Annotated in this window: 20 protein-coding genes; 17 read left to right on the forward strand and 3 right to left on the reverse strand. The window is 42.3% G+C overall.

Annotation, left to right across the window (positions count from 1 at the left end):
* Positions 1–4: 4 nt before the first annotated feature.
* The 4 genes from H8S51_RS01050 (at position 5) to rpsR (ending at position 1,404) form a co-directional block, all read left to right on the forward strand.
* Positions 5–205 carry a DUF951 domain-containing protein gene (locus tag H8S51_RS01050; RefSeq protein WP_117920538.1) on the forward strand — a complete coding sequence of 67 codons (201 nt, stop codon included), beginning with the start codon at positions 5–7 and terminating at the stop codon, positions 203–205.
* 118 nt (positions 206–323) lie between these two features.
* Positions 324–614: a 30S ribosomal protein S6 gene (rpsF, locus tag H8S51_RS01055; protein WP_006856615.1), complete on the forward strand. Its 291-nt coding sequence runs from the start codon at positions 324–326 to the stop codon at positions 612–614.
* A 49-nt stretch (positions 615–663) separates the two neighbouring features.
* Complete coding sequence (locus H8S51_RS01060; RefSeq protein WP_006856616.1) at positions 664–1,110, forward strand: single-stranded DNA-binding protein; 447 nt, start codon at positions 664–666, stop codon at positions 1,108–1,110.
* 30 nt (positions 1,111–1,140) lie between these two features.
* On the forward strand, positions 1,141–1,404 hold the full coding sequence (gene rpsR / locus H8S51_RS01065) for a 30S ribosomal protein S18 (RefSeq protein WP_006856617.1): 264 nt from the start codon (positions 1,141–1,143) through the stop codon (positions 1,402–1,404).
* Positions 1,405–1,591: 187 nt separating this feature from the next.
* Here rpsR and H8S51_RS01070 read toward each other — a convergent pair whose 3' ends face one another.
* Complete coding sequence (locus tag H8S51_RS01070) at positions 1,592–3,610, reverse strand: methyl-accepting chemotaxis protein (protein ID WP_186900494.1); 2,019 nt, start codon at positions 3,608–3,610, stop codon at positions 1,592–1,594.
* Between the two features lie 429 nt (positions 3,611–4,039).
* On the opposite strand from H8S51_RS01070, the gene H8S51_RS18150 reads away from it, so the two are divergent.
* The 13 genes from H8S51_RS18150 to H8S51_RS01145 all read left to right on the forward strand — a co-directional run bounded on the left by H8S51_RS18150 (position 4,040) and on the right by H8S51_RS01145 (position 25,233).
* Positions 4,040–7,828, forward strand: a complete 3,789-nt coding sequence (locus tag H8S51_RS18150; RefSeq protein WP_301332353.1) for a glycosyl hydrolase 53 family protein — start codon at positions 4,040–4,042, stop codon at positions 7,826–7,828.
* A 234-nt stretch (positions 7,829–8,062) separates the two neighbouring features.
* On the forward strand, positions 8,063–12,181 hold the full coding sequence (locus tag H8S51_RS01090; RefSeq protein ID WP_241070829.1) for an endo-1,4-beta-xylanase: 4,119 nt from the start codon (positions 8,063–8,065) through the stop codon (positions 12,179–12,181).
* Positions 12,182–12,406: 225 nt separating this feature from the next.
* Entirely contained in the window at positions 12,407–12,616 is a 210-nt protein-coding gene (locus H8S51_RS01095) for a hypothetical protein (protein WP_241070830.1), read from the forward strand.
* Between the two features lie 140 nt (positions 12,617–12,756).
* Complete coding sequence (locus H8S51_RS01100; protein WP_256451916.1) at positions 12,757–14,007, forward strand: glycoside hydrolase family 32 protein; 1,251 nt, start codon at positions 12,757–12,759, stop codon at positions 14,005–14,007.
* A 74-nt stretch (positions 14,008–14,081) separates the two neighbouring features.
* On the forward strand, positions 14,082–15,059 hold the full coding sequence (locus H8S51_RS01105) for a LacI family DNA-binding transcriptional regulator (protein WP_186900495.1): 978 nt from the start codon (positions 14,082–14,084) through the stop codon (positions 15,057–15,059).
* 81 nt (positions 15,060–15,140) lie between these two features.
* The gene (locus tag H8S51_RS01110) at positions 15,141–16,823 is read left to right on the forward strand and encodes a glycoside hydrolase family 13 protein (RefSeq protein WP_186900496.1); all 1,683 of its coding nucleotides are present in this window, start codon (positions 15,141–15,143) and stop codon (positions 16,821–16,823) included.
* A gap of 76 nt (positions 16,824–16,899) precedes the next feature.
* Positions 16,900–18,114, forward strand: a complete 1,215-nt coding sequence (locus tag H8S51_RS01115) for a glycoside hydrolase family 36 N-terminal domain-containing protein (protein WP_241070832.1) — start codon at positions 16,900–16,902, stop codon at positions 18,112–18,114.
* A gap of 86 nt (positions 18,115–18,200) precedes the next feature.
* Positions 18,201–19,169 (forward strand): carbohydrate kinase family protein, encoded by a 969-nt coding sequence (locus H8S51_RS01120; protein ID WP_186900497.1) that lies wholly within the window; start codon positions 18,201–18,203, stop codon positions 19,167–19,169.
* Between the two features lie 91 nt (positions 19,170–19,260).
* Positions 19,261–19,953 carry a hypothetical protein gene (locus H8S51_RS01125; RefSeq protein ID WP_118209784.1) on the forward strand — a complete coding sequence of 231 codons (693 nt, stop codon included), beginning with the start codon at positions 19,261–19,263 and terminating at the stop codon, positions 19,951–19,953.
* A gap of 204 nt (positions 19,954–20,157) precedes the next feature.
* Entirely contained in the window at positions 20,158–22,212 is a 2,055-nt protein-coding gene (locus tag H8S51_RS01130) for a DHH family phosphoesterase (protein ID WP_117920524.1), read from the forward strand.
* A 62-nt stretch (positions 22,213–22,274) separates the two neighbouring features.
* Positions 22,275–22,721, forward strand: a complete 447-nt coding sequence (gene rplI, locus H8S51_RS01135) for a 50S ribosomal protein L9 (protein ID WP_118209785.1) — start codon at positions 22,275–22,277, stop codon at positions 22,719–22,721.
* Positions 22,722–22,723: 2 nt separating this feature from the next.
* Positions 22,724–24,058: a replicative DNA helicase gene (gene dnaB / locus H8S51_RS01140; RefSeq protein ID WP_117920520.1), complete on the forward strand. Its 1,335-nt coding sequence runs from the start codon at positions 22,724–22,726 to the stop codon at positions 24,056–24,058.
* Between the two features lie 452 nt (positions 24,059–24,510).
* Positions 24,511–25,233 carry a MerR family transcriptional regulator gene (locus H8S51_RS01145; RefSeq protein WP_117920518.1) on the forward strand — a complete coding sequence of 241 codons (723 nt, stop codon included), beginning with the start codon at positions 24,511–24,513 and terminating at the stop codon, positions 25,231–25,233.
* A 50-nt stretch (positions 25,234–25,283) separates the two neighbouring features.
* Here H8S51_RS01145 and H8S51_RS01150 read toward each other — a convergent pair whose 3' ends face one another.
* Positions 25,284–25,472, reverse strand: a complete 189-nt coding sequence (locus H8S51_RS01150) for a nucleotidyltransferase substrate binding protein (RefSeq protein WP_117920516.1) — start codon at positions 25,470–25,472, stop codon at positions 25,284–25,286.
* An 18-nt stretch (positions 25,473–25,490) separates the two neighbouring features.
* Positions 25,491–25,787, reverse strand: a complete 297-nt coding sequence (locus H8S51_RS01155) for a nucleotidyltransferase family protein (RefSeq protein ID WP_006855252.1) — start codon at positions 25,785–25,787, stop codon at positions 25,491–25,493.
* Between the last annotated feature and the right edge of the window lie 312 nt (positions 25,788–26,099).

Genomic DNA, 26,099 nt, shown 5'->3' on the forward strand with positions numbered 1-26,099 from the left:
ATTTATGGATAAATATGAAGTTGGTGATGTGGTGCGGTTGAAAAAGCAGCATCCGTGCGGCAGCAGTGAATGGGAGATCCTGCGCGTGGGTGCAGATTTCAGGTTGAAATGCTTAGGCTGCGGGCACCAGATCATGATCGCAAGAAAACTTGTGGAGAAAAATACCAGAGAAATCCGCAAAAAGGAAGCTAAGCAAGGAAGCTGAGTAAAAAGTTCTTGCAAACTATTGATTTTTATGATAAAATATATCTTCGTGATATATTATTAAATTCCTTGCTCACTCTTATAAGAGCGGGCCAGAGACCAAAAGGAGGAAAATTCGCATGAATAAGTATGAATTAGCGCTTGTTGTTAGTGCAAAGATCGAAGACGATGCGAGAACAGCTACCGTAGAGAAGGCAAAAGAGTACATCACTCGTGCCGGTGGTAACGTAACAGAAGTAGAAGAGGCTGGTAAGAAGAAATTAGCATATGAGATCCAGAAGATGTCAGAAGCTTTCTATTATTTCATCCAGTTCGACGCTGCATCTACTGTTCCGGCAGAAGTTGAGCGCGATGTCCGCATCATGGACAATGTTCTTCGTTTCTTAGTAGTAAGAAAAGACGAGAAATAAGATTCTTTGAACTGACAACGGTTTGTTTGATAGAAGAGAGGAATCGTATATGAACAAAGTTATTCTTATGGGAAGATTAACCAGAGACGCAGAGATCCGTTATTCTCAGGGCGAGAGTGCTACTGCGATCGCAAGATTTTCACTTGCAGTAGATCGCCGTTTCCGCCGTGACGGAGATGATCAGAATACAGATTTTATCAACTGTGTTGCATTTGGCAGAACAGCAGAGTTTTTGGAGAGATTCGGACGTAAGGGAACAAAATTCGTTCTGGAAGGTCGTATTCAGACTGGCAGCTACACCAACAAAGACGGACAGCGTGTTTACACGACGGACGTTGTTGCTGAAAATGTAGAGTTTGCAGAGAGCAAAAATGCCAGCGGCGGCGGAGATAATTCCGGTTTTAATCCTTCCGACAGACCGTCACCGAGCAGTGCAGCAGGTGATGGCTTCATGAATATTCCGGATGGAATTGATGAAGAGTTACCATTTAACTAATGGAGATCATAACAACAGGAGGTAATTATCATGGCTTTCAATAAAGCAGCAGACAAAGATGGCGCACCAATGAAGAGACGCCCGATGCATAGAAGAAAAAAAGTTTGCGTTTTCTGTGGAAAAGATAACGTAATCGATTACAAAGATACAAACAAATTAAAGAGATACATCTCTGAGAGAGGAAAAATTCTTCCTCGTCGTATCACTGGCAACTGTGCAAAACACCAGAGAGCTCTTACAGTAGCTATTAAGAGAGCCCGTCACGTTGCATTAATGCCATACGTATGCGAATAAATTCGCAACGAATAAATTCGCAACGAATAAATTCGCAACGAATAAATTCGCAACGAATAAATTCGCAACGAATAAAATTCACAGTGAATAGAATTTACATTGAATAGAAGAAATCCCCTGCAACCTGCTATATTTGTATTGCTGGTTACAGGGGATTTTTTAACTGTTCCGGCGTTAGATCCGCGTGTTATTCCTCGTTGGTCAGGTCAAATCTTTGTACAAGCTGCTCTAGCGTAGTAGCCTGAGCGGCAAGCTCTTCCGATGTGGCAGAAGTTTCTTCGGCAGCGGCAGAGTTGTCTTCCACTCCTTTAGAAATTTCTTCAATACCAATCTCAAGCTGTTCCATGCTCTGCTCCTGCTGGACATAAGTTTCGGAACTCTTTGAAATCATTTCATTTACTTTCTGAACAGCCTCCATGACTTCCTGAATGGAAGTGACGACGTCATTTACAATCTGGTTTCCATGTTCAATTTCGTTAATGGAAATACCGATGAGATCTTTGGTCGTATTGGCTGCTTTGGAGCTTTCCTCGGCTAAAGAACCTATCTCGGAGGCAACAACAGCAAATCCTTTTCCGGCTTCACCTGCCCGTGCAGCTTCAATGGAAGCATTTAATGCTAACAGATTTGTCTGGTCTGCGATATCTTCAATTGTCTTAATGATGCCGACAACCTCATTGGAGGTCTGTGTGATCTTATTCATTGCTTCTGTCATTAGTGACATCTGATCTTTGCTGTTTCGCATCATATCAGTTACTTTTAATGTTTCATCAGCCGCAACCTGTGCAGCAGCAGTATTTTCTTTTACCTGATCGGTAACAGCAGTTGTGGTGGCAACAAGTTCTTCTACGGAAGCCGATTGTGTGGTGGCGCCTTCCGCAATACTTTGTGCTGCTTTGGCAAGATCCTCAGAACCGGCAGACACCTGACTGGAAGTGTTGATAATATCAGTCATGATGTTTTGCATGGATTCAGAAATATTGATAAGACCTTCTTTTACTTTTGAAAAATCTCCGGCATAATCATATTTCAGTGTAAATTTTAACTTTCCATCTGCTAAACGGTTTAAGGCATAGGTAATCTCATTAATGTAATTAATGTATTCCTTCAGGCGGTCTACCGTTAACTGGATGGAGTCAGACAGTTCGCCGATTTCATTGTCAGAGTGAATCTTAAGGGATACATCAAGGTTTCCTTTGGCAAGTTCCTGTGCAACATCATTTAATGTACTGATCGGTTTTGTAATAGCAGAAGCGACTTTGCGGATGGCAATGACAGTGGCTGCAATACCGATGACAATCAGTACAAGCATAATAACCATGCATATGGTGAGGCTGGAAAAATATTCACTGGATGGCAGACAGCTTAAAACAAAATAATCGGTATCTGTAATGTCTACAATATATCCATATCTCGATTTATTTCCAATGGTATATTTTACTGCGGTATTTCCACCTCCAAGAGCATTGACAACATCATCACTTACACCAATCTCAGTAAGGGTTTTTAACTGATAATCTGTATTTGGATGGTAAATGATGGTTCCGTCAGATGTTAAAAGAATTACAAAACCATTATCACCTACTGTGTAGGAGAAAAATAATTCGTTGATATGGTCTAAGGCAATATCCAATCCGGCAACACCGACAACATTTTTTCCGGAAGGATCGTATACGGGTGCGGCGGCGCTTAAAATTAATTTGCCTGTGCTGACATCTGTGTAAGCGTTGGTGAGCATACTTTTACCGGTTTGTGTTACCTGATACCAGTCTCTTTGCGTGATATCAAAAGAACTGTCACTGGTATAGCCGTCTGACTGGGTCAGAACATTAGCATCAATATCACCGATCCAGGCAGCAAGAATGTTTTCACTGTCTGTTGCCTGATGACTCTGCAGCTCTTTAAATACATCCTGATAAAGGGTGGCTTCTTTAATAGAATCGCCGGATTTAGTTTCAGTCAGGATTTCCCGTATATCGGGATTGAGAGCCATCTGTTCCACGGTCGTTGTGTATTTTTTAAAAAAGGTTTCAAGCTGATATGCAGCAGCTTTTGACTGCAGTTCCAGTTCGTCTTTCTGCGAGGACAAGCTGATGTTCCCGATCATGATCGCAACTACAATAGAGAAAATGACGAATATTGTGATAACGACCGACAGAATGCGGATTGAGATTTCATTGGAAATCTGTTTTCTTTTGTTTTTCATAACCGTATGCTCCTTTGCGTTTTTCTTCCATTATATACCCATGCAAACGAAAAACAACGAATTTATTGAAAATAATTATAAATAAAGTAAATAAACAGAAATTTTTGCTGATAAAATGGAAAAGTATAGTAAAAAAACGAACGCTGTTGCGCAAAAATTGGGCGTGGATTTATAGAAAAATATTTTATAAAAGCACAAAAATAATATGAATAAAATGCAATATAAAGACAAAGTGCACAAAAAGTGCATGCAAATTCTATGATTTGTGTCTATTGCGCAAGTTATATGTGGCATATATAATAGCAATATGAACAAACGGTTGCGCAAAGAAAAAAACGAGAAATGTTGTTAAAACTGGGAAAATGAAATTTCTTTCAGAGCATAGGAACAACAGCGTTGCGCAAACAAGATGTTGAGGGAGGAAAAATAATGAAAAGTGGGATGGTAAAGCGCATGCTGGCAGCGGCACTGGCAGCGACATTGATTGTGACAAGTGCCGGGGCAACGGATGTCTGGGCAGCAGGAAGCGAAGAGACAGTTTCTGTGAGTGTGGAAGAGACAAAGGAAAGTACGGAGAATGTAAAAACTGCAAGCAGCAGTAATCTGATAACAAATGGAGATTTTGAGACAGATGCATCTGGATGGACATTTTTGTTGGGTGGTGGCGATTATTCGCCAAACTTAAAAAAAGGTACAGACACAGGTATGACAAATAATACGACGGGTTATATCAACATTTGGTCGGAAAACGAAGCCGAGTTTGTTATGTCTCAGGAGATTACGGGACTTTCAGCAGGAAATTATACCGCTATGTTAAGTATAGATGGAGAAAATGATAAAACTGCAGATTTAAAGTTTTATGCGGGAGACGAGAGTACAGTATTAAGTACGGAAAATGGCTGGAATAACTGGTCGACGTTTAAGGTTGAAAATATAGTAGTAGATGAAAGCGGAAGTATTATTATTAAAATTGCAGGTACATTAGGTGCCGGATACTGGTTCGATGTAGATGACATTACATTAACAAAAAATCTGTCTGATGGAGAGGAAAAAACCGAAGCAGCAGAGGCTTTAAATACCCTTATCACAGCCTGTGAAGCCCTGACAGAGTCAGATTACACTTCAGATACCTGGAGTGCATTACAGACAGCGCTTACATCAGCAAAAGCAGTTTATGGGGATAAAGACAACAAAACCGTAGAGGAATTAACAGAAGCTAAAACAGTCCTGCAGGCTGCAAAAGATGCACTGGTTGATGCAGGCATCGTTGATACCGGAGCTGATGGTATTTTTGTACAGAAAGTAGATGGACTGAGCGATGATTTTATCAAAGGTGTGGATGTGTCATCTTATGTCAGCTTAAGAGACAGCGGAGTGACATTCAAAGACTGGAACGGTAACGTGATAGGTGATCAGGAGTTCTTCAGCCAGTTAAAAGAAGCAGGTGTCAACTATGTGCGTATACGTGTGTGGAATGATCCATATGACAGCAATGGAAAAGGATACGGTGGTGGAAATAACGATCTTGCAAAAGCAAAGAAAATCGGAAAATGGGCAACCGACGCAGGCATGAAGGTGTTAATTGATTTCCATTATTCTGATTTCTGGGCAGATCCGGGAAAACAGAAGGCACCGAAAGCCTGGGCAGGTTATACGATCGATCAGAAAGTGACAGCTGTATCTGATTATACAACAGCGAGCATTACAGAACTGTTAGATGCAGGTGTTGATGTTGGAATGGTTCAGGTTGGAAATGAGACAAACAACGGTGTCTGTGGTGAGAGTACATGGGAAAACATGTGCAGGATCTTTGATGCCGGTGCAGATGCGGTTCACGCAGCAGGAGAGGCAAAAGGAAAGAATATCTTAGTTGCTGTTCATTTTGCAAATCCGGAAAAAAGCGCAAACTATGCAACTTATGCAAAAAATCTGAATACATATGATGTAAGCTATGATGTATTTGCATCTTCTTATTATCCATACTGGCATGGAACACTTGACAATCTTACCAGTACTTTAAAGAATATTGCTGATACTTATGACAAAAAAGTAATGGTAGCAGAGACATCCTGGGCAACAAGTTTAGAGGATGGCGATGGACATGAAAATACTGTTCGTAAAGGTAATAATGATACAAAAGTAGATGGTATGGATTATACATTTTCCATACAGGGACAGGCAAATGAAGTAAGAAGTGTTATTTCAGCGATCAACAATGTCGGTGACAATGGTATCGGTGTATTTTACTGGGAGCCGGCGTGGATTCCGGTAACTGTATACGACAGCAGTGCGGATAATGCAGAAGAAGTACTTGCTTCAAACAAGGCAGCATGGGAGAAATACGGTTCCGGATGGGCTGCAAGCTATGCAAGCGAATATGATGCAGATGATGCAGGCAAATGGTATGGAGGTTCAGCAGTTGATAATCAGGCATTGTTTGATTTTAATGGAAAACCACTTGCATCTTTAAACGTATTTAAGTATGTAAATACCGGAGCAACCACAACAAAAAGACTTGATTCAGTGACAACACCGGATGCTGTGGAAGCTGCATATGGAGCAGATATTGCGTCAGTATTACCGGCAGTTGTTACAGTACAGTTTAATGACGGATCAGAAGATACCGCTTCTGTAACATGGAATAGTGATGATATTGCAGCAATTACGACATATGGAACCCATGAAGTAAAAGGTACTGTATCCTATACAGACGGTGAGGGAAATACTTCCACGCTCAGCACGACCTGCAGCGTGTCCGTACTGCCGGAAAACCTGTTGCAGCAGGGTGGATTTGAAGATGGCTGTGATGCGTGGACGATCGAAGGAAATGGTGCACAGGGAAATACGAAAGAAGATCCAAGAAGTGGAAGCATGGGATTGCATTTCTGGTCATCAAGCGCAGTTGATTTTACAGCAAAACAGACTGTTACAGTTACAAAATCCGGTGTATACAGTGCATATATGTATATTCAGGGTAATGATGGAGGAGATTCTGAGGCAGTCAGTATCTCACTTTCCAATGATACGCAGAATACAGCACAGACCGGAAATGCTTCTCTGGCTGGATGGAAAGTATGGCAGCAGCCAAAAGCAGAAGGAATCGCCGCTTCCGCTGGAGATAAACTGACCGTAACGATCCATGTAGCAGGTGATGCAGAAGCATGGGGAACGATTGATGATGTATATCTGTACAGCACAGAAGCTTATGAAACATATAAGATCAACTATATTTTAAATGGTGGAACAAACAACGATCAGAACCCGGCTTCTTATGATAAAACACAGACGGTTACATTTAAAAATCCGACACGTTCCGGATATACATTTGAAGGCTGGTATAAAGATTCAGGTTTTACAAAACAGATCACGCTGATCGAGGCAGGAACAACCGGTGAGATCACGGTATATGCAAAGTGGAATAAGATCGAAGATAATAACGGAAATAAAGACACAGAGACAAAAGAAGTCAAAGTAAGTAAAATTACATTAAACAAGACACAGGCTGGAATGAAAAAAGGTGAAACCCTTACATTGAAGGCAGTTGTTACACCGTCGAAAGCAACAAATAAAGCTGTAAAGTGGTCTTCATCCAACAAAAAAGTTGCTGCCGTTGACAAAAACGGAAAAGTAAAAGCGTTGCAAAATGGAACTGCCACGATCAAAGCGACAGCAAAAGACGGCAGTGGTGTGAGTGCTTCCTGTAAGATCACAGTAGGTTATAAGATCACTTATAAACTGGGGAAAGGAAAAAATAACGACCAGAATCCGGAGTATTATTACAACCAGAAAATCAACTTAAAGGCAGCTTCAAAGAAAGGTTATGCATTTAAAGGCTGGTATACAGACAGCAAGTACACAAAGAAAATCACAACGATCGCAAAGAACAGTAAAAAGAACATTACTGTATATGCAAAATGGGAAAAAGTCGTTGTGAAAAAGGGCGCTGTAAAGAAAGTGACAGCGCTTTCCGGAAAGAAAGCAAAAGTAACTCTTCAGAAAGTTTCCGGCGCAGATGGATACGAGATTGTTTACTCTACAGATAAGAAATTCAAGAAAAATGTAAAGAAAGAGACAGTGACAGGAACATCAAAAACCTTAAGCAAACTTTCAAAAGGCAAGACTTATTATGTCAAAGTGCGTGCTTATAAGAAAGATTCCACAGGCGCAAAAGTTTATGGAAGTTTCAGCGGTGCAAAGAAGGTAAAGATCAGTAAGTAGCCCAAAAAGTAAATTTATAATATATGTCATGTGGTAAAAACATGATAGAAAGTGGAGAATTTTGTTTTTTGCAGGATTCTCCACTTTTTTAACTCATGATAATGAATGTCTGCAGAGAGTGTATTCTATTATTTGTCCGGTTTTTTTCTATAAAAAATCCCCTATTTTTAATATTTGCTCATGCTAACATAAATTTGTAACTGTCAAAAATATATAAAAGGAGGAGAACGGGGTTTGAAACGAAATTGGAAAGCAGGGGTATGCGTAGCTTTATGCAGTGCTATGGTTTTTACCGGGATAGGACCTGTGCTGACACCATATCTTGAAAATGCAGTTGTCTATGCAGATGAAAACGAAAATTCAGGGGTAAAAAAAGTTTTTACTGCAGATCAGCTGAAAGTGGCATGGGGAGACGCGGATTATGAACTCGCAGATGGACAGTGGAAATTGTCCTTTGCAAAACAGTATAATCAGGTGAAATGGACGTTGCCGGAGAGTATCGAAATGTCACAGGTGAATGCTGTTACATTTCAGGTGGCGGATCAGAAAGTACCGATCAGTCTGAAAGTATACAACGGTGGAGATGATGCAACAGCAGCTAATACACAGTACGGATTAAACGGACAGACGGAGTACACGATAAATCCATCGGGGGATGGCGCTATTGATGCAGTCGGAATCATGATCACGGAAGATAAACCGGAAAATGCAACGGTAAGTCTTGTCAGTGTGACATTTGAACTGAAAGTGGGAGCAGGCGATGCAAAACTGGGGAATAATATTATAAAAAACGGTGATTTTGCAACGTCTGATGCGGTGGAGTCATGGAACAGTGCAGCCGGAGAATCGGTTGTTTCAGTTGCAGCAGAGGAAGAAGAGATCGCAGATTCCGGTCTAAAAACATACGGTGTACTTACACGTAATCAGGAAACTGCCACCCCTGGGGATTGTTTTTCGCAGGATATCACGGATGCGGTTGAAAAAGGGGAAACATACAAATTCTCATTCTGGGCAAAATTGTCCGATGATTACAAAGATGCTCCGGAAGAGCAGAGAAATGTGGAGTTTGCACCATTCTATGTTTCCGGTGGTGAGGCAACATATCTTGGAAGTTATTCAGCAGGTATTTTGTCAGGAGACTGTACAAAGACATTAAAAGCTGGAGAATGGACAAAATATGAGGGAACTTTCAAAATACCGAAAGCTGCAGATCAGGTGGTCATCCGTATTATAGAACAGGGAACCAACTATGGACAGGGCGATTGCGTAAAAGGGACTTACTATGTGACCGGTGTGTCCATGAATAAGATTGAAAGAGAAAAGCCATCTATTGAGAAGGACATCCCGGACTGGAAAGAAAGTGTGAAAGCTGCTTTAGGCAATGATGTAGTTGCCGGCACAGCAGTGACCGGTGATGAGATCAATGATGATACGCTGATGGAACTGGTGGAAAAACACTTTAATGCGGTTACACTTGGAAACGAATTAAAACCGGATGCATTGTTCAACTATCAGTTAGAGGATAAAGTCAACACAAAGACGATCCAATTTAAAGGACAGGATCTTGAAGTCCCGGTCGTAAATGAAGCCGGTGACAGCTTGGACTTTTCACGTGCAGATAAATTAATAAATAAAATCTGTGAGTGGAATAATGAAAATCCGGATAACAAAATCCGTATCCGTGGTCATGTCCTTGTATGGCATTCCCAGACACAGGAATGGTTTTTCCATGAAAATTATGATAAAACCAAACCTTATGTGGACAAAGAGACCATGAACCGCCGTCTTGAATGGTTTATTTCAAGTGTCTTTGACCATTACTTCGGGGAAGTTGCAAATGGAAAATATGACGGATTATTTTATGGCTGGGATGTTGTAAATGAGGCTGTCATTGGAAACTCTTACCGTACAGATACCGTGAGTGCAGCGGAAAGTCTCGATGAGATCCGTCATGGAAATAATTCAAGCTGGTGGCATGTATATAAGAGCAACGAATTTATCATCAATGCCTTCAGATATGCAAACCAGTATGCACCGAAAAATGTAGAGCTTTATTACAACGATTTTGGTGAGACGGATAATACAAAATGTGAGGGTATTGTAAAACTCATCAATGATGTAAAGGCTGCCGATGGAACCAGACTGGATGCATTTGGCATGCAGGCACATTACAGTGTGGATAGTTTTTCTGCCACGCAGTTTAAAACAGTGGCTGAAAAATATGCAAAAGCTGCAGGAAAAGTACAGCTTACAGAGCTTGATTTTAAATCAAGTGCATCTTATACATCAGGTATGGCAACAAAAGAGAGCGAGTATACTAAAATTGCATATTGTCATAAACAGTTATTCGATGCGATCAAAGGCTTAAAAGCAGATGGTTCGAACGTTTCCGGATTGACCGTATGGGGGGTCATCGAGCCAAATTCATGGTTACATGAACAGTCTGGTGTTGGTGGTGGTGCAGACGGCTCTGCGCAGTGCCCATTGCTTTTTGATGGAAATTATAAAGCAAAACCTGCGTACTGGGCGTATGTAGATGCATCCAGACTCCAGCCGTCAATTCAGGATGTAGTTGCTGCAGAGAAAAAAGGTGATGCAGTGACAGGAAAGACATACAGTATCATGCAGAATGATATCACGGCTTCCTTTATTTCGATGTGGGATAAAGATGGTCTTACCGTGCAGGTTACGGTAGAAGATGCCGTAAAAGATGATAATGATGCAGTTGCTGTTTATGTGGATTCTGCAAATTCCGGAAAAGATGACATCACACCAGTGACCGTAACGGTAAAAAGAAGCGAGGCAGCAGAAGTAGAAAATGGTTATCAGGCAACCATAAAGGTACCGTTATCAGGACTTTCCGTTGCAAAAGTGATCGGAATGGATGTTGTGGTCACAAATGGGGATAAAACAGCTGCATTTAATGATTTGACAGGAAAACAGGGAACAAGCAGTAAATATTACGCGAAAGTAACGATGAAACCAGGGGTGGAGAAAGCTGCCTATGGTACAGTTACCGTAGACGGAGATAAAGATGCGGTATGGGATAATGCCGGAACCATTCCGATTACAATCAATCTCGGCTCCAATATTTCTGCAAATGCGAAGTTACTCTGGGATAAAGACAATCTTTATGTATATGCCGAGATCAAAGATCCTGTCCTCAATAATACCAACGGTGATGCATGGGAGCAGGATTCCTTAGAAGTATTTATCGACGAAAATAATGGAAAATCCAACTCTTATGAAGACGATGACAAGCAGTACAGGATCAGTTATGCAAATGATCACTCATTTAATGGCAAAAAGTGCCTTGAAGAGAATATGAAGTCTGTGGCAAAAATAACTTCTGACGGATATGTTGTTGAGGCGTCATTTAAATGGACGGATATCACACCAAAAGCCGGAGATGAGATCGGACTTGAATTTCAGATCAATGATGCTGATGCAAGTGGCAAAAGAATTGGTACATTGAGCTGGAACGATGAAACAGGAATGGGATGGTCTAAACCGGAAGTATTTGGTACTGTAAAACTTGGAGAAATTAAAAATGCTCCGGAGAAAGATACAGAAAAGAAACCGGAAACAGAGAAGAAAGAAGTAAAAGTTAAAAAAATCACGTTAAATAAAACAAAAGCCGGAATGAAAAAAGGTGCAACGCTTACATTAAAGGCTGTTGTTTCACCATCTGATGCAGATATTAAAGACGTTAAGTGGACATCTTCCAACAAAAAAGCTGCGACTGTTGATAAGCATGGAAAAGTAAAAGCATTGAAAAATGGTGTGACCACGATCACGGCAACGGCAAAAGATGGAAGCAGAGTAAGCGCGTCCTGTAAGATCACAGTAGGTTATAAAATTACCTATAAGTTAGGAAAAGGTAAAAACAGCAGCAAAAACCCGGAATATTATTACAATGAAAAGGTAAATTTAAAATCTGCTTCCAAAAAGGGATATGTCTTTAAGGGCTGGTATACAGACAGCAAGTATACAAAGAGAATTAAAACAATCTCAAAGAGCAGCAAAAAGAATCTTACTTTATATGCGAAATGGCAGAAAGTGACCGTAAAGAAATCTGCAATTAAGAAAATGAAAGCTGTTTCGGGAAGAAAAGCAAAAGTTACAGTCCAGAAAGTGGAAGGTGCAGCCGGATATCAGATTGTTTATTCTACGGATAAGCAATTCAAAAAGAATGTAAAGAAAGTAACAATATCAGGCACATCAAAAACACTTGGAAAATTGGCAAAAGGCAAGACTTATTATGTCAAAGTGCGTGCCTATAAGAAAGATTCCACAGGCGCAAAAGTTTATGGAAGTTTCAGCAGTGCAAAGAAGATAAAGATCAGTAAGTAGTTCCCAAATAAATTTAATATACCCGTCATACAGTAAAATGTGTGGCACACCGGAAAGAGGATTTTGCAACTAAGTTGTGAAGTCCTCTTTTTGCTTTGCATGATAGGTGTGTGTTTTTCCAGTACCATAAACAGGAATCGGAATTGATAAAATTTAAAATGTCAACCGATTGACATACTGAGAAAGCAGTGTTAAAGTAAGGGCACAGTAAGGACAGCAATGACAATGGGGATGTTAGCAGGCTGTGGCAGCAACAGCAATTCCGGCAGCGCAAATACAGGCAGTAATGCAGGAAGCAACGCAGCGGACAGCAGCGATGCCAGTGAGAGTACAGCAGCCGGAACTGAGAGCACAGGGAATATCGACACCGCAGATTTAGCAGGAACACAGAGGAGAAAACATACCCTGTCAGTTATTACGCCCGTTTTCTGGTAAAGCAATTTACCGATAAAACACTAATTCTAAGAGGGGATTTTGGGAAGGCTTTCTTTGACGGAATCAGAAATGAGGAAGTACCTGCAGCAGAGGAGCAATCTTTTTGCAATACGCAGGGTGAGGCTTCCCGCCGCCCTTCGATCCATTTTACACCGCAGACCGGATGGATGAACGATCCGAATGGTCTTGTATATGCAGATGGCAATTATCATTTATATTTCCAGCATAACCCATTTGATGTGCAGTGGGAAAATATGAGCTGGGGACATGCCGTAAGCAAAGATCTGCTGTATTGGGAGCAGAAAGATGAGGTGCTTTTTCCGGATGAGACAGGAACGATGTTTTCCGGAAGCGGCATTATAAATGATCATAAGATGCTCGGTCTGCCGGAAGATGCGCTGGTATTTTTCTATACGGCAGCCGGAAATAATAATAAATGGAGCGCAGGGAAACAGTTTACCCAGCGCATTGCATATAGCACCGACGGAGGAGAGACACTCCATAAAATTGACAAAGGTGTGCTTGAGGCGGTTTGTAAAGAAAACCGTGATCCGAAGGTGTTCTGGCATGAAAAGAGCCAGGCGTATATCATGACGCTGTGGTTAGAGGAAAGTGATTTTGGCATTTTCCGTTCTACGGATCTGTTAAACTGGGAGCAGACAGACAGGCTGACTTTAAAAGATGCCTGGGAGTGCCCGGATCTGCTGTGCTTAAAGGATGAAAACGAAGATGAAAGCTGGATGTTCTGGAGCGCAGACGGCTTTTACTTCTGGGGTGAGTTCGACGGTTTCAAGTTTCAGACGGATGGTGTGCGCCATATGGCTTATATTAATAAGATGGCTTACGCGGCGCAGACTTACAGCAATACAAAAGACAGAGTGATCTCTGTTCCGTGGCTCAGACTTCCAAATCATGGAAGAAATTATACCGGGGCGATGGGGTTGCCGAGAGAGTTTTCGGTTACTTATAAAAACGGTGAAAAAGTATTAAAACAGCAGCCGGTCAGGGAATATGAGGACAGGAAAAAGCTGGTGTATGACAGCGCAGATAAAAATATGCAGCAGGAAGATATGTTTCAGTGGGAGTTTACACCGGATACTGCAACAGAGATTCAGATCACGCGCGCAGAGTCAGAAGATATATTGCATGTGCAGGTGAACCGGGATTTTGAATTTGTATACAATGCCGGAACCGGGGAATTAAAAGCCGGTGATGAGACATTTAAGACAGAAGCCGGAATCCGTGATTTTTCACTGCTTTTTGATGACGTAATCTTTGAAGTGACTGCGGATTGTGATACAATGATAGGTATATTTGAACTGCCCCGGATTGTGGAAGAATTTTGCATGAAAAAGGGCAGTGCAGAGAAGATACAGATATTTGTTTCATAATAAAAAGATAGATTTGACGAAGAAATGAGAAGTCGTGTGAAAATACATTTTTACACGCAAGAAAGAGGAGTAGTATGGCAACCTTAAAGGATGTGGCGAAGGAAACGGGACTTACGGTGAGCACTGTTTCCCGTGTGCTGAATAATCGCGGATATATCAGCGAAGAGACAAGAAAAAAAGTATATGAGGCAATGAAAAAACTCAATTACCGTCCGAACGAGGTAGCCCGCTCGCTCTCAAAGCAGACGACGAATACGATCGGTGTGATCGTACCACATATCAGACATCCGTATTTTGCGGAACTGATCAGTAATTTAGAGAGTCAGGCTTATCATTATGGGCATAAAATTCTTCTATTTAATTCTCAGGAAAAAAACGAAAAGGAATGGGAATACATGGAGATGTGCACCAGCAACCGTGTAGCGGGAGTGATCCTTTGCAGTGGAACGGTCGGTGTGGAAAAGTTTACCGGATTAAATGTGCCATTGATCACGATAGAACGTTATCTTGAAAATGGAACGGCAGAGGTAGAGTGCGATAATGAGCAGGGTGGACGTCTTGCAGCGCAGCATCTGATTAACTGTGGCTGTAAGCATCTGATCCATATCAGCGGTGTCCACGAGACAGCCATGCCGGCAGATGAGCGTGCAGTTGGTTTCCGGGCAGTCTGTGAAAAACAGAATGTTTCTTATCAGATCGCAGATACCACGGCCTTTGAATATAATCATCTCGAATACCATCAGATTCTCGAAAAACTGCTAAAGGAAAACCCGGATACAGACGGAATTTTTGCCAGCAGTGATCTGATCGCAGCACAGCTTCTTCAGGTGTGCCATAAGTTGAACATTGATGTGCCGTCGCAGATGAAGATCGTGGGTTTCGATGATGTCAATATTGCATCATTAACAACGCCGCCGATCACGACGATCCATCAGCCGATCAAAGAGATGGCGAAAATGGCGGTGGAACTGCTCGTCCGTTCCGGTAACGGGGAACTTGTGCCGAACCGCACTACTCTGCCGGTATCACTTGTAGTAAGGGAGACGACTTGATTTAATATGTATATGAGCCATATATATAGCAGGAAGGTAAATAGTGTATGCGCAAAACCGGCGCAAGAATGGAGGATTCCTATGGAACAAAAAAAATGGTGGAAAGAAGCGGTAGTCTACCAGATCTATCCGCGCAGCTTTATGGACAGCAATGGTGATGGTGTCGGCGATCTTCGCGGCATTAAGAGCCGGCTGTCTTATTTAAAATTATTGGGAATAGATGTGATCTGGTTATCACCGGTCTATCAGTCCCCGAATGATGACAACGGCTATGATATCAGTGATTACAGGGATATCATGACAGAATTTGGCACGTTAGAAGATTTTGATGAGATGCTTGCAGAAGCGCATAAACTTGGCATTAAGATCGTCATGGATCTTGTAGTCAATCACAGCTCCGATGAGCATCAGTGGTTTGTGGAGAGCAGAAAAAGCAAAGACAATCCGTACCGTGACTATTATATCTGGCGTGAAGCAAAGGATGGAAAAGAGCCGAATAACTGGGGTTCCTGTTTTGGCGGTTCGGCATGGGAATACGATCAGACGACGGATATGTATTATCTTCATATGTTTTCCAAAAAACAGCCGGATCTTAACTGGGAGAATCCGAAACTCAGACAGGAAGTTTTTGACATGATGACCTGGTGGGGCGAACGCGGTATCGACGGATTCCGCATGGATGTCATTACGATGATTTCAAAAGATCAGCGTTTTCCGGACGGCATCGTGCATGGCAATGAAAGATTTGGAGATTCTTCCCCGTATGTCAATAATGGACCGCGCGTGCACGAATATTTAAAAGAGATGAATGAAAAAGTAATCTCCAAGTTTGACTGGATGACGGTCGGCGAGGGTGCCGGTGCAGGCGTGGAGGATGCGAAACGCTATGCCGGGGCAGATCAGGGTGAGCTGGATATGATTTTTACATTTGAGCATGTCAACCTCGGACAGACACAGTATGGCAAATGGAGTGATGGCAGCTTTGATCTTGTTGAGTTAAAGAAAGTATTTGAAAAATGGGAAGATGGACTTGAAGGTGTGGCATGGAACAGCCTTTACTGGGATAACCACGATCAGCCGAGAGCCGTCTCAAGATTTGGAAATGACAGTGAAGAATACCGCGAGATTTCCGCAAAAATGCTTGCAACCTGCCTGCATTTTATGAAAGGAACACCTTATATTTATCAGGGTGAGGAACTCGGTATGACAAACCGCAAATGTAAAGATTTTTCGGAGTTCCGTGATATTGAGATTAAAAATGCATACCGCGATTTTGTCGGCGGCGGTATTTTAGATGAAGAAACGATGTTAAAATTTGTCAATGCTATCGGTCGTGACAATGCGAGATTCCCAATGCATTGGGATGACAGCGATAATGCAGGATTTACGACAGGTACACCGTGGATTTCGGTCAACGAAAATTATAAAAAGATCAATGCGGCAGCACAGATCAATGATCCGGAATCAGTATTTTCCTATTACAAAAGGCTGATCGAACTGCGTCATCAGATGGAGATCATTGTGTATGGTGTATACGAGAGTAAGGTGATCGAACATCCGGATGTGTTTGCATACACCAGGACACTTGGAGAAGAAAAGCTGTTTGTAGTCTGCAACTTCAGGGAGCAGGAGATGGACTTTGCCTTAGAGGACGGTTTTACCGGTGAAGAGGATGTTTTGATCAGCAATTATAAGGATGTTGTAAAAACAGAGCATGGGATTCATTTAAGACCATATGAGGCAAAGGTGTTTTACCGGAAATAAGTTTTACCATTGAATTTTACCAATTATAAAAAGTGGCACTTCTTAATGATATATTTTGTTCGGAAAGGGGAAAATTATGGCGATCATCATAGATCAGGAGCAGAAACTGCTCACACCGCATACAATTACTTTGCACACAAAAAATACGACGTATCAGATGGCTGTCGGCGCTTATGGACAACTGCTCCATCTGTATTACGGACCGCGGTTAGACGGTGATATGCGGTATCTTCTGACCTATTATGACAGGGGGGGTTCCGGCAATCCGTATGAGGCAGAGTGCGATAAGACATATTCCATGGATGCACTGCCGCAGGAATATCCGTGTTTTGGAACCGGGGATTTCCGCAGCCCGGCATTTGTGCTGAAAAATGCAGATGGAAGCTATTGTGCCGATCTGCGGTTCGTATCCTGTGAGGTATGTAAAGGAAAATACCAGATTCCGGGATTTCCGGCAGTTTATGATGAGACCGGGACAGAGAGTGAAACGTTAAAGGTATATTTAGAGGATGCCGTAAGCGGCGTGCAGGTAACACTGCTTTACGGTGTATTTGCAGAACTTGATATTATTACCAGGGCGGTTCAGATTACCAATCATGGCGATAAGACCGTCCATATTGAAAAATCTGCAAGTGCTGTGCTTGATTTTATGAATGGAGAATTTGATGTCATTCATTTTCATGGCAGACACGGGATGGAGCGGATTTTTGAACGCACGTCCGTGGAGCATGGCAATCAGGTATTTGGCAGCAGGCGTGGCGCTTCGAGCCACCAGCAGAATCCATTTGTGATGCTGGCTGGAAAACAGACAGGGGAGGATGCCGGCGAATGTTATGGCTGTATGCTTTTATACAGCGGCAATTTCAAAGCAGAGGCAGAAAAAGACCAGTATGAGCAGACAAGGCTTGTGATGGGCTTATCCGATGAAATGTTTTCCTGGAGATTAGAGCCGGGAGAGACATTTGATACACCGGAGGCAGTGTTAAGCTATTCTGCAGATGGTTTTTCTGCGCTTTCCTGGAATCTGCACCGTCTGATCCGAAGCCATATCTGCCGCAGTGCATACCGTGATACGAAAAGACCGGTACTTATCAATAACTGGGAGGCAACCTATTTCGATTTTACCGGGTTGAGGTTGTCGGAACAAAGACAGATGGTACAAACGGACAGCACATCAATGAAACACCGAACGCAGTTGAACCGGATTACTTCACAGGAGCACAGCTTGTACATGCAGGCGTGCCAATCCCACGCATGGACAACGAGTACCGTGCATGGCAGATGTATATAAAAGAAATGCAGGAAAATTGAGTAACGTCCCAACAACCTCTACCAGAACTTCATCCCCAGCATACGCAGAAGAAAGGAGCACACACAATGAATAAACAATATGATGTAGTCGCCCTCGGCGAATTATTAATTGATTTTACAGAAAACGGCACCAGTGGTCAGGGCAACCCGGTTTATGAAGCAAATCCGGGCGGAGCACCCTGCAACGTGCTTTCCATGTTGAACAGATTAGGGCATCAGACCGCATTTTTAGGAAAAGTCGGAAATGACATCTTCGGCAGACAGCTCCGTTCCACCGTGGAATCAGCCGGGATTAATGTGGAAGGACTTCTGACGGATGAAGATGTGCGCACCACCCTTGCATTTGTTGAGACAAAACCGGACGGTGACAGAGACTTTTCTTTTTACCGGAATCCGGGCGCAGATATGATGCTTCGGGAAGAGGAAGTCCGGGATGATATTATTGCAGCCGGAAAAATCTTTCATTTTGGTACATTGTCCATGACGAATGAGCCGGTCAGAAGTGCGACAAAACATGCGATTGCTGTTGCAAAAGAAAATGGTGCACTCATTTCCTTTGATCCGAATATCAGGGAACCGCTCTGGAAGGACATGGAGGAAGCAAAAGAGCAGACTGCTTATGGACTGTCCGTTTGTGATATTTTAAAAATATCAGACAATGAGATCCAGTGGTTTTCCGGAAAAGAGGATTATACAGAAGGTATCCGTATGCTGCAGCAGACATATCAGATCCCGCTGATTCTGTTATCTATGGGACGGGACGGAAGCAGAGTCTATTATAAAAATATGATTGTGGAAGTACCTGCATTTTTACAGAAAAACACGATCGAAACAACCGGTGCAGGAGACACTTTCGGTGCATGCTGCCTGCATTACATATTACAGTATGGATTAATGGAACTTACTGAACAACAGTTAAAAGATATGCTTACATTTGCAAACGCAGCGGCATCGATCATCACAACAAGAAAAGGTGCACTGCGCGTGATGCCGTCCCTAGAAGAGATTCAAAACTATTTCGAAAGTATTTCTTAAACTTGCTAAGAATGTCTTGGAATTATGCACAGAATCATATAATATATATGGTAAACCGAAGCGGTGAGCAGTACAGACAGGTGGAGGGAGCATGAAACGGACATTAGGAATGGTATTTTTCCTGGTAGTGTTAGCAGGCACAGCGGGCTGTGGAGAGAAAAATACTGCAGATATAACTGCACAGGAAAATAATCAGACGGAGCAGACAGAACAGACGTTAGAAGAACATTTTTTCTCGGCAGAACAGGATGAACAGAATTATAATGTGCTGGAAGAATTTTCTGAAGATGAGGAATATCCGGAGCTTGCAGCATTTTTAGAGGAATATTATCAGATCCCGGAGGAAGAGTGCAAAGAGACACGGTATTACTATAATTATACGGATCTTGATGAAGATGGAACGGATGAGATCGTTGCGGTTACGATCGGTGATACGACATCAGATACACGTGGGGATGCGGCACTTGTTTTAAGACCGGAAGAAAACGGTCAGTTTGAGGTGCTTGGAACATTTCTACAGATCCATACGCCGGTAATGATCAGTGATGAGCTGGAAAATGGCTGGCATACGATTATTTTTCCAATCTATGGCGGTGGTCAGGAATCCGGATTTATCAGTGCAGTTTATACGGAAGGAACAGGGTATCAGCTCGACGAGGAAAGTTTTGTGCGGGAAGAACCAAAAGTTTCCGGTGACAGGATTTTATCGGATAATCTGATCAATGATATGGATACTGACAATTATCTGACGATCGCGCCACGTGATACGGAGAGCCAGAACTGAATACAGCAGGATCAGACTGCAAATGGAAAGAAAAGGGAATCGGGCAGATGAGGTGACTGCGTCGGTTCCTTTTTTAAAAAGTACTTTATCTTAAGGGGGCAAAATGCTATAATTGTTAGCAAAGACTATTCCAAGACGGATGGAAAAGTAAGCAGTGATGAGCACATTTCCTGCCGTAGGTTTCTTTTTATTTAGGAGAAGACTATGAAAAGTAATAAAGTAAAGCTCAGAGGGAGACTTCGTAAATCTCTCTACTGGCCGATGTTCATGACGATTCTTCTGGTATGTATGAATGTTGTCATCTATACGGAAGATATATTGTCAGGTATTATGTTTTCGATATTTACGGCAATCTATTTTGTTGTTTCCATGATCGTGTATGTCAGGAATAAGCCGGTGTTGGTTAATGAACTGATCAACTTCGCAACGCAGTACGGAACAGTACAAAAGCAGCTCTTAAATGAGTTTGAAATACCGTATGCACTCGTCGATTATAATGCAAAGATATTATGGGTCAATGAGCAGTTTACAGAACTGACCGGTAAGGATAAAAAATATCACAAATCGATCACGACGATTTTTCCGGCACTGACAAAGGAACTTCTGCAGAAGAGTGATGGAGAGAAATCCATAAACCTCACGCTGAAAGAACAGGATTTTCGTGTTGCCTTAAAAAGAATCTACTTTGAAGAGTTAAACAGCGTGGACAGTCTTGTTACACTTGATGAGAGTAACGAATATCTGACGGCGGTATATCTCTTTGATGAGACAGAAAAGAATCAGTACATGAGAGAGAACCAGGAACAGAAAATGGTTGCTGGTCTTGTATATATCGATAACTATGACGAGGCACTTGACAGTATTGAAGATGTCAAAAGATCTCTTCTCGTTGCCCTGATCGACCGGAAAGTCAATAAATATTTTACAGAGCTTGATGCATTAGTCCGCAAAATTGAAAAAGATAAATATTTTGTCGTATTTAAGTATCAGTATCTTGCAAAACTCCGCGAAGACCGTTTTAGTCTGATCGAGGATGTAAAGACAGTCAAAGTCGGTAATGAAATGGCTGTGACACTAAGCATCGGTATTGGTGCCAACGGTGCCAGCTATACACAGAATTATGAGTATGCCCGTATGTCCATTGATCTTGCATTAGGACGTGGCGGTGACCAGGTCGTTGTGCGTGACGGCGAGGAAGTCACATATTATGGTGGCAAAACACAGCAGGTAGAGCGCAACACCAGGGTCAAGGCAAGGGTAAAAGCACATGCACTCCGTGAGATCATCGAGAGCAGGGAGCATGTGATCATTATGGGACACAGCATCAGTGATGTCGATTCCCTTGGTGCAGCGATCGGTATTTACTGTGCCGCAAAAGTACTTGGCAAGAAGGCACAGATCGTGTTAAACGAGATTACATCATCCCTGCGGCCGCTGGTAGAGTGTTTTACCGTGGAAAAAGGATACCCGGCAGATCTTTTTATCAAAAATGAAGAAGCACTTATGCTTACCAATGAAAATACATTGGTGGTTGTTGTGGATGTAAACCGTCCAAGTTACACCGAATGTCCGGAGCTGTTAAAGCGCACACAGACTGTCTGTGTATTTGACCATCACAGACAGACGAACGAGGTGATCGAGAATCCGGTACTTTCCTATGTGGAGCCGTATGCTTCGAGTGCCTGCGAGATGATCGCCGAGGTACTGCAGTATTTTTCCGAAAATATCCGTCTTGCCCCATGTGAAGCAGACTGTATTTATGCCGGTATCCTGATCGATACCAACAACTTTATGACAAAGACAGGTGTACGTACTTTTGAAGCGGCAGCTTATTTAAGACGTGCGGGTGCGGAAGTAACGAGAGTGCGTAAGATGCTGCGTAACGATATGGCAGCTTACAAGGCGCGGGCGGAGGCAGTCCGCCATGCGGAGGTTTATCGTGGTTCGTTTGCGATTTCCATCTGTCCGGCGGATCAGGTGGAAAGCCCGACAATCGTCTGTGCACAGGCTGCAAATGAACTTTTAAATATCGTGGGCATCAAAGCGTCTTTTGTGCTCACAGAATATCAGGGAAAAATTTATGTAAGTTCCCGTTCCATTGATGAGATCAATGTACAGCTTATCATGGAGCGCCTTGGCGGCGGCGGACACCTAAACGTTGCCGGAGCCCAGCTCACCAACTGCTCACTGCAGCAGGCAAAACATATCATTCAGGATACGATCGATGAGATGTTAAAAGAGGGCGATATATCAGAGTAACATCAGATAGAGACCAGACAAAAGCAGCAAAAGAAACAGAAAAGAGAAAGGAAATCAGATATATGAAAGTTATCTTATTAGAAGATGTAAAAGCATTAGGGAAAAAAGGTGAGATCGTAAATGTAAGCGATGGTTATGCACGCAATGCGATTTTCCCGAAAAAGTTAGGTGTGGAGGCAACACCAAAAAACCTTAATGATTTAAAACTGCAGAACCAGCACGCAGACAAAGTGGCACAGGAGCAGTATGAAGCTGCACTGGCACTTGCGGAAGAATTAAAAGATAAAAAAGTTACCGTAAAAATGAAAGCCGGCGAGGGTGGACGTACATTCGGTTCCGTTTCCACCAAAGAAATTGCTGTTGCAGCCAAAGCACAGCTTGGCATGGAACTTGACAAAAAGAAAATGCAGTTACCGGAGCCGATCCGTACCTTTGGCGTGACAGAAGTTGCAATCAAGCTTCACCCGAAGGTAGTAGGTAAATTTAACGTACATGTAGTAGAGGGATAGGAATGGAAGAAACACTGATCAACCGCACGATGCCGAACAGCCGTGAGGCGGAACAGTCGGTCATCGGTTCTATGATCATGGATAAAGATGCGATCCTCACTGCAATGGAAATGCTCATCAGTGAGGATTTTTATTACAAACAGTATGGAATCCTGTTTGATACCATGGTCGAATTATACAGCAAAGGACTTCCGGTCGATCTGGTCACTTTGCAGAATAAATTAAAAGAAAAAGATGTACCGGCAGAGATTGCAAGTTTAGAGTTTGTGAGGGATCTTTTAAATGCAGTTCCAACATCGGCAAATGTAAAATATTATGCCCAGATCGTAAAAGATAACTCCATGCGGCGTAAACTCATCAAATTAAATGAAGAGATCGAAAATGAGTGCTACATGGGAAAAGAGAGTGTAGAGACGGTCATGGATATTACCGAGAAAAAGGTATTTGATCTGCTTTCCACCCGCGGTGGTGGCGGGGACTATGTACCGATCCGCCAGGTTGTTATGAACGCACTCGAAAAGATTGAGAACGCAGCAAAAACATCCGGCACCGTTACGGGAATCCCGACAGGTTTTATTGACCTTGACTACCGGACCGCAGGTTTACAGCCGTCCGATCTGATCCTGATCGCAGCGCGTCCGTCCATGGGTAAAACGGCGTTTGTTCTTAACATTGCGCAGTATGTAGCGTTTCACGAACATATGTGTACGGCGATCTTCTCGCTTGAGATGTCAAAGGAACAGCTTGTAAACCGTTTGTTTTCGTTGGAGTCAAGGGTAGATGCACAGGCACTCAGAACTGGTAATCTTTCAGACTCTGACTGGGAGAAGCTCATTGAGGGAGCCGGAACAATTGGCAACTCAGAGCTTATCATTGATGATACGCCGGGTATTTCCATTGCAGAAATGCGAAGCAAATGCCGGAAATACAAATTAGAGCACGACTTAAAATTGATCATCATTGACTATTTACAGTTGATGTCCGGTTCCGGCAGGGGATCTGATTCCCGTCAGCAGGAGATCTCAGATATCTCCCGTTCCTTAAAGGCACTTGCAAGGGAGCTTTCTGTGCCGGTGATTGCATTGTCCCAGCTATCACGAGCCGTAGAACAGCGTCCGGATCACCGTCCAATGCTTTCTGACCTGCGTGAGTCAGGTGCGATCGAGCAGGATGCCGACGTTGTTATGTTTATCTATCGTGACGATTACTATAACCATGACTCTGAGATGAAAGGAATCTCAGAGATCATTATTGCCAAACAGAGAAACGGTCCGATCGGTACCGTCAATCTGGTATGGCTGCCGCAGTATACGAAGTTTGCCAATATGGAAAAATAATGAAATGCTCAGGTTAACCTGAGCATTTTGCGGTTGGCAGTAAAAGGTGTAGCTAAATTTTTTGAGTGGAAAATTGCACAAGGCGTATATCCGTTTTGTTCCAATGTCCGAAAATAAGAAAAGCTAAGTATGCCTGCGAGGTGTGTTCACAGAGTGACGTGTACGTCTTAAACGCACCATCCGTGGCGCGTTAAGACTTTTGCTGCCATCCGTGGCAGCAAAACACTGAGCTTAGAACAGGCATACTAAGTTTTTCTAATTTTCTACCAAAGTCACAAAAGAATTTTACGCTTTGTGCAATTTACCAGTCGCTACATTTTGACACACCTTTTACTGCCAACAGCAAATGTTTCGCACATCCTGTCGGAATAAGACGAGCGATTTTCGTTGTAGACATCCTTTCGAATGCTTATAATATAGGTTAGCAGATAAAAGGAAGGAGAGGAACCGGAATGGAAAAGGTACGTTACATGATTTCCGACGCTGCAAATATTGTAAATGTAGAGTCACATGTATTACGTTACTGGGAGGATGAACTGGAGCTTAATGTTCCGCGAAATGAACTTGGGCACCGGTATTACACAAAGGAAAACATTCAGGAGTTCCAGAGGATCAAGGAATTAAAAGAACAAGGATATCAGTTGAAAGCGATCCGTATGATCGTACATAATATGTCCCCCGATGCGCAGGCAGAGGTTGGCACTGCACATCCGGGAATAAAACAGGATCTGCACCAGGTTGCATATACGCAGGATGAAAAAGCTGTCAAGGCGGAGCATCAGTCTGGTCAGGTTACGCGCATTCAGGATGGATATGCTGCAAAACAGGATCAGCATGCAGATTTGAATCCATACACAGATTCAGGCAGAAATATGCCAGTATCTGCGCAGCATGAGAATCAGAGTGTACTTGATAACACCGATAAAATGGCACAGTTTACAGAATTGATGACGCAGATCGTCGGAACAGCGATTGCTGCAAATAATCAGGAATTGAGCCGTTGCATCAGCGAAGATGTGGGGGAACAGGTCATCAAGGAAATGAATTATCTTATGAGAGAACAGGATGAGGCGGATGAGGAACGTTTCCGGAAACTGGATGCGGCGATCCGCGGGAATCTGAAAAAGAAAGAACCCAAAAAAAGATGGGGCAGAAATAAAAAAGAAAAAGCATAAAAAAACGCTATTGCATTACAGTATGATAACTGGTGCAATAGCGTTTTTTATCATTCGCCATATCCGAAAATAATTATTTTCTCTTTCAGATCATCAAAGTAAGGAAGAAGCTCTGGAATCATGCGGCACAGTTCAATGGCACAGTCCTGATTATAATGATGTGATTCGTCATTCCGGAGCCGTAACATGCGAAGCCATGCATTTTCATCTTCGATCAATCCACGCGTAAGGGCAGCCATAAGAATCAATTTTTCGGTTCATTTTCCTGTCCTCTCATATAAAATATGTCCGTCATTTAAAATATCTTTCATCAAAGGTTCACTTACCCTGCCGTCCAGATCAATAATATCCATGTCAAGCAGCGTAAATTCATTGTATTTTAATTCGGCAAATAAACGGTCAAAGTTATCAGCTCCTTTAATTGCAAGGTCGATATCACTGTAAGGTCCGTTATCTCCTCTGGCACGGGAGCCAAATAGAATGACTTTATTTGCATTATATTTTTTACAGCAGGCTATAATATCTTTTTTTATTGCCGGGTCTAATTGACACATCGAATCAATAACACTCCATTTTTAAATTTTTATTATTCATGACTATTATAACTGATTTGCACCGTTTGCGCATCATATAATTTGTGCAGCATAGTTTATGTAACCGTTTGATTTTCTTGACAGCAGCAAAGATGTGGATCATTTTCTGGAAAATGTTACAGATACTATCTGAAAATAAAAGAAAAATGTACTAAAAAATGTTACAGATATCATATAAAAATTAAAGAAAAATGTACTGAAAAATGTTACAATATACATTGAAAAACAAAGAAAAAATGTTAATATAAGAGCAGAGAGTTGGAAATCCTAATA

The sequence above is a fragment of the Roseburia rectibacter genome, assembly GCF_014287515.2.
GTDB lineage: Bacteria > Bacillota > Clostridia > Lachnospirales > Lachnospiraceae > Roseburia > Roseburia rectibacter.

Coding starts and splice junctions, on each gene's coding strand:
- rplI (WP_118209785.1), top strand. CDS start 22,275: ATGAAAGTTATCTTATTAGAAGATGTAAAAGCATTAGGGAAAAAAGGT.
- H8S51_RS01115 (WP_241070832.1), top strand. CDS start 16,900: ATGGCGATCATCATAGATCAGGAGCAGAAACTGCTCACACCGCATACA.
- rpsF (WP_006856615.1), top strand. CDS start 324: ATGAATAAGTATGAATTAGCGCTTGTTGTTAGTGCAAAGATCGAAGAC.
- H8S51_RS01155 (WP_006855252.1), bottom strand. CDS start 25,787: ATGTGTCAATTAGACCCGGCAATAAAAAAAGATATTATAGCCTGCTGT.
- H8S51_RS01050 (WP_117920538.1), top strand. CDS start 5: ATGGATAAATATGAAGTTGGTGATGTGGTGCGGTTGAAAAAGCAGCAT.
- H8S51_RS01070 (WP_186900494.1), bottom strand. CDS start 3,610: ATGAAAAACAAAAGAAAACAGATTTCCAATGAAATCTCAATCCGCATT.
- H8S51_RS01130 (WP_117920524.1), top strand. CDS start 20,158: ATGAAAAGTAATAAAGTAAAGCTCAGAGGGAGACTTCGTAAATCTCTC.
- rpsR (WP_006856617.1), top strand. CDS start 1,141: ATGGCTTTCAATAAAGCAGCAGACAAAGATGGCGCACCAATGAAGAGA.
- H8S51_RS01060 (WP_006856616.1), top strand. CDS start 664: ATGAACAAAGTTATTCTTATGGGAAGATTAACCAGAGACGCAGAGATC.
- H8S51_RS18150 (WP_301332353.1), top strand. CDS start 4,040: ATGAAAAGTGGGATGGTAAAGCGCATGCTGGCAGCGGCACTGGCAGCG.
- H8S51_RS01095 (WP_241070830.1), top strand. CDS start 12,407: ATGGGGATGTTAGCAGGCTGTGGCAGCAACAGCAATTCCGGCAGCGCA.
- H8S51_RS01105 (WP_186900495.1), top strand. CDS start 14,082: ATGGCAACCTTAAAGGATGTGGCGAAGGAAACGGGACTTACGGTGAGC.
- H8S51_RS01145 (WP_117920518.1), top strand. CDS start 24,511: ATGGAAAAGGTACGTTACATGATTTCCGACGCTGCAAATATTGTAAAT.
- H8S51_RS01120 (WP_186900497.1), top strand. CDS start 18,201: ATGAATAAACAATATGATGTAGTCGCCCTCGGCGAATTATTAATTGAT.
- H8S51_RS01150 (WP_117920516.1), bottom strand. CDS start 25,472: ATGGCTGCCCTTACGCGTGGATTGATCGAAGATGAAAATGCATGGCTT.
- H8S51_RS01110 (WP_186900496.1), top strand. CDS start 15,141: ATGGAACAAAAAAAATGGTGGAAAGAAGCGGTAGTCTACCAGATCTAT.
- H8S51_RS01125 (WP_118209784.1), top strand. CDS start 19,261: ATGAAACGGACATTAGGAATGGTATTTTTCCTGGTAGTGTTAGCAGGC.
- dnaB (WP_117920520.1), top strand. CDS start 22,724: ATGGAAGAAACACTGATCAACCGCACGATGCCGAACAGCCGTGAGGCG.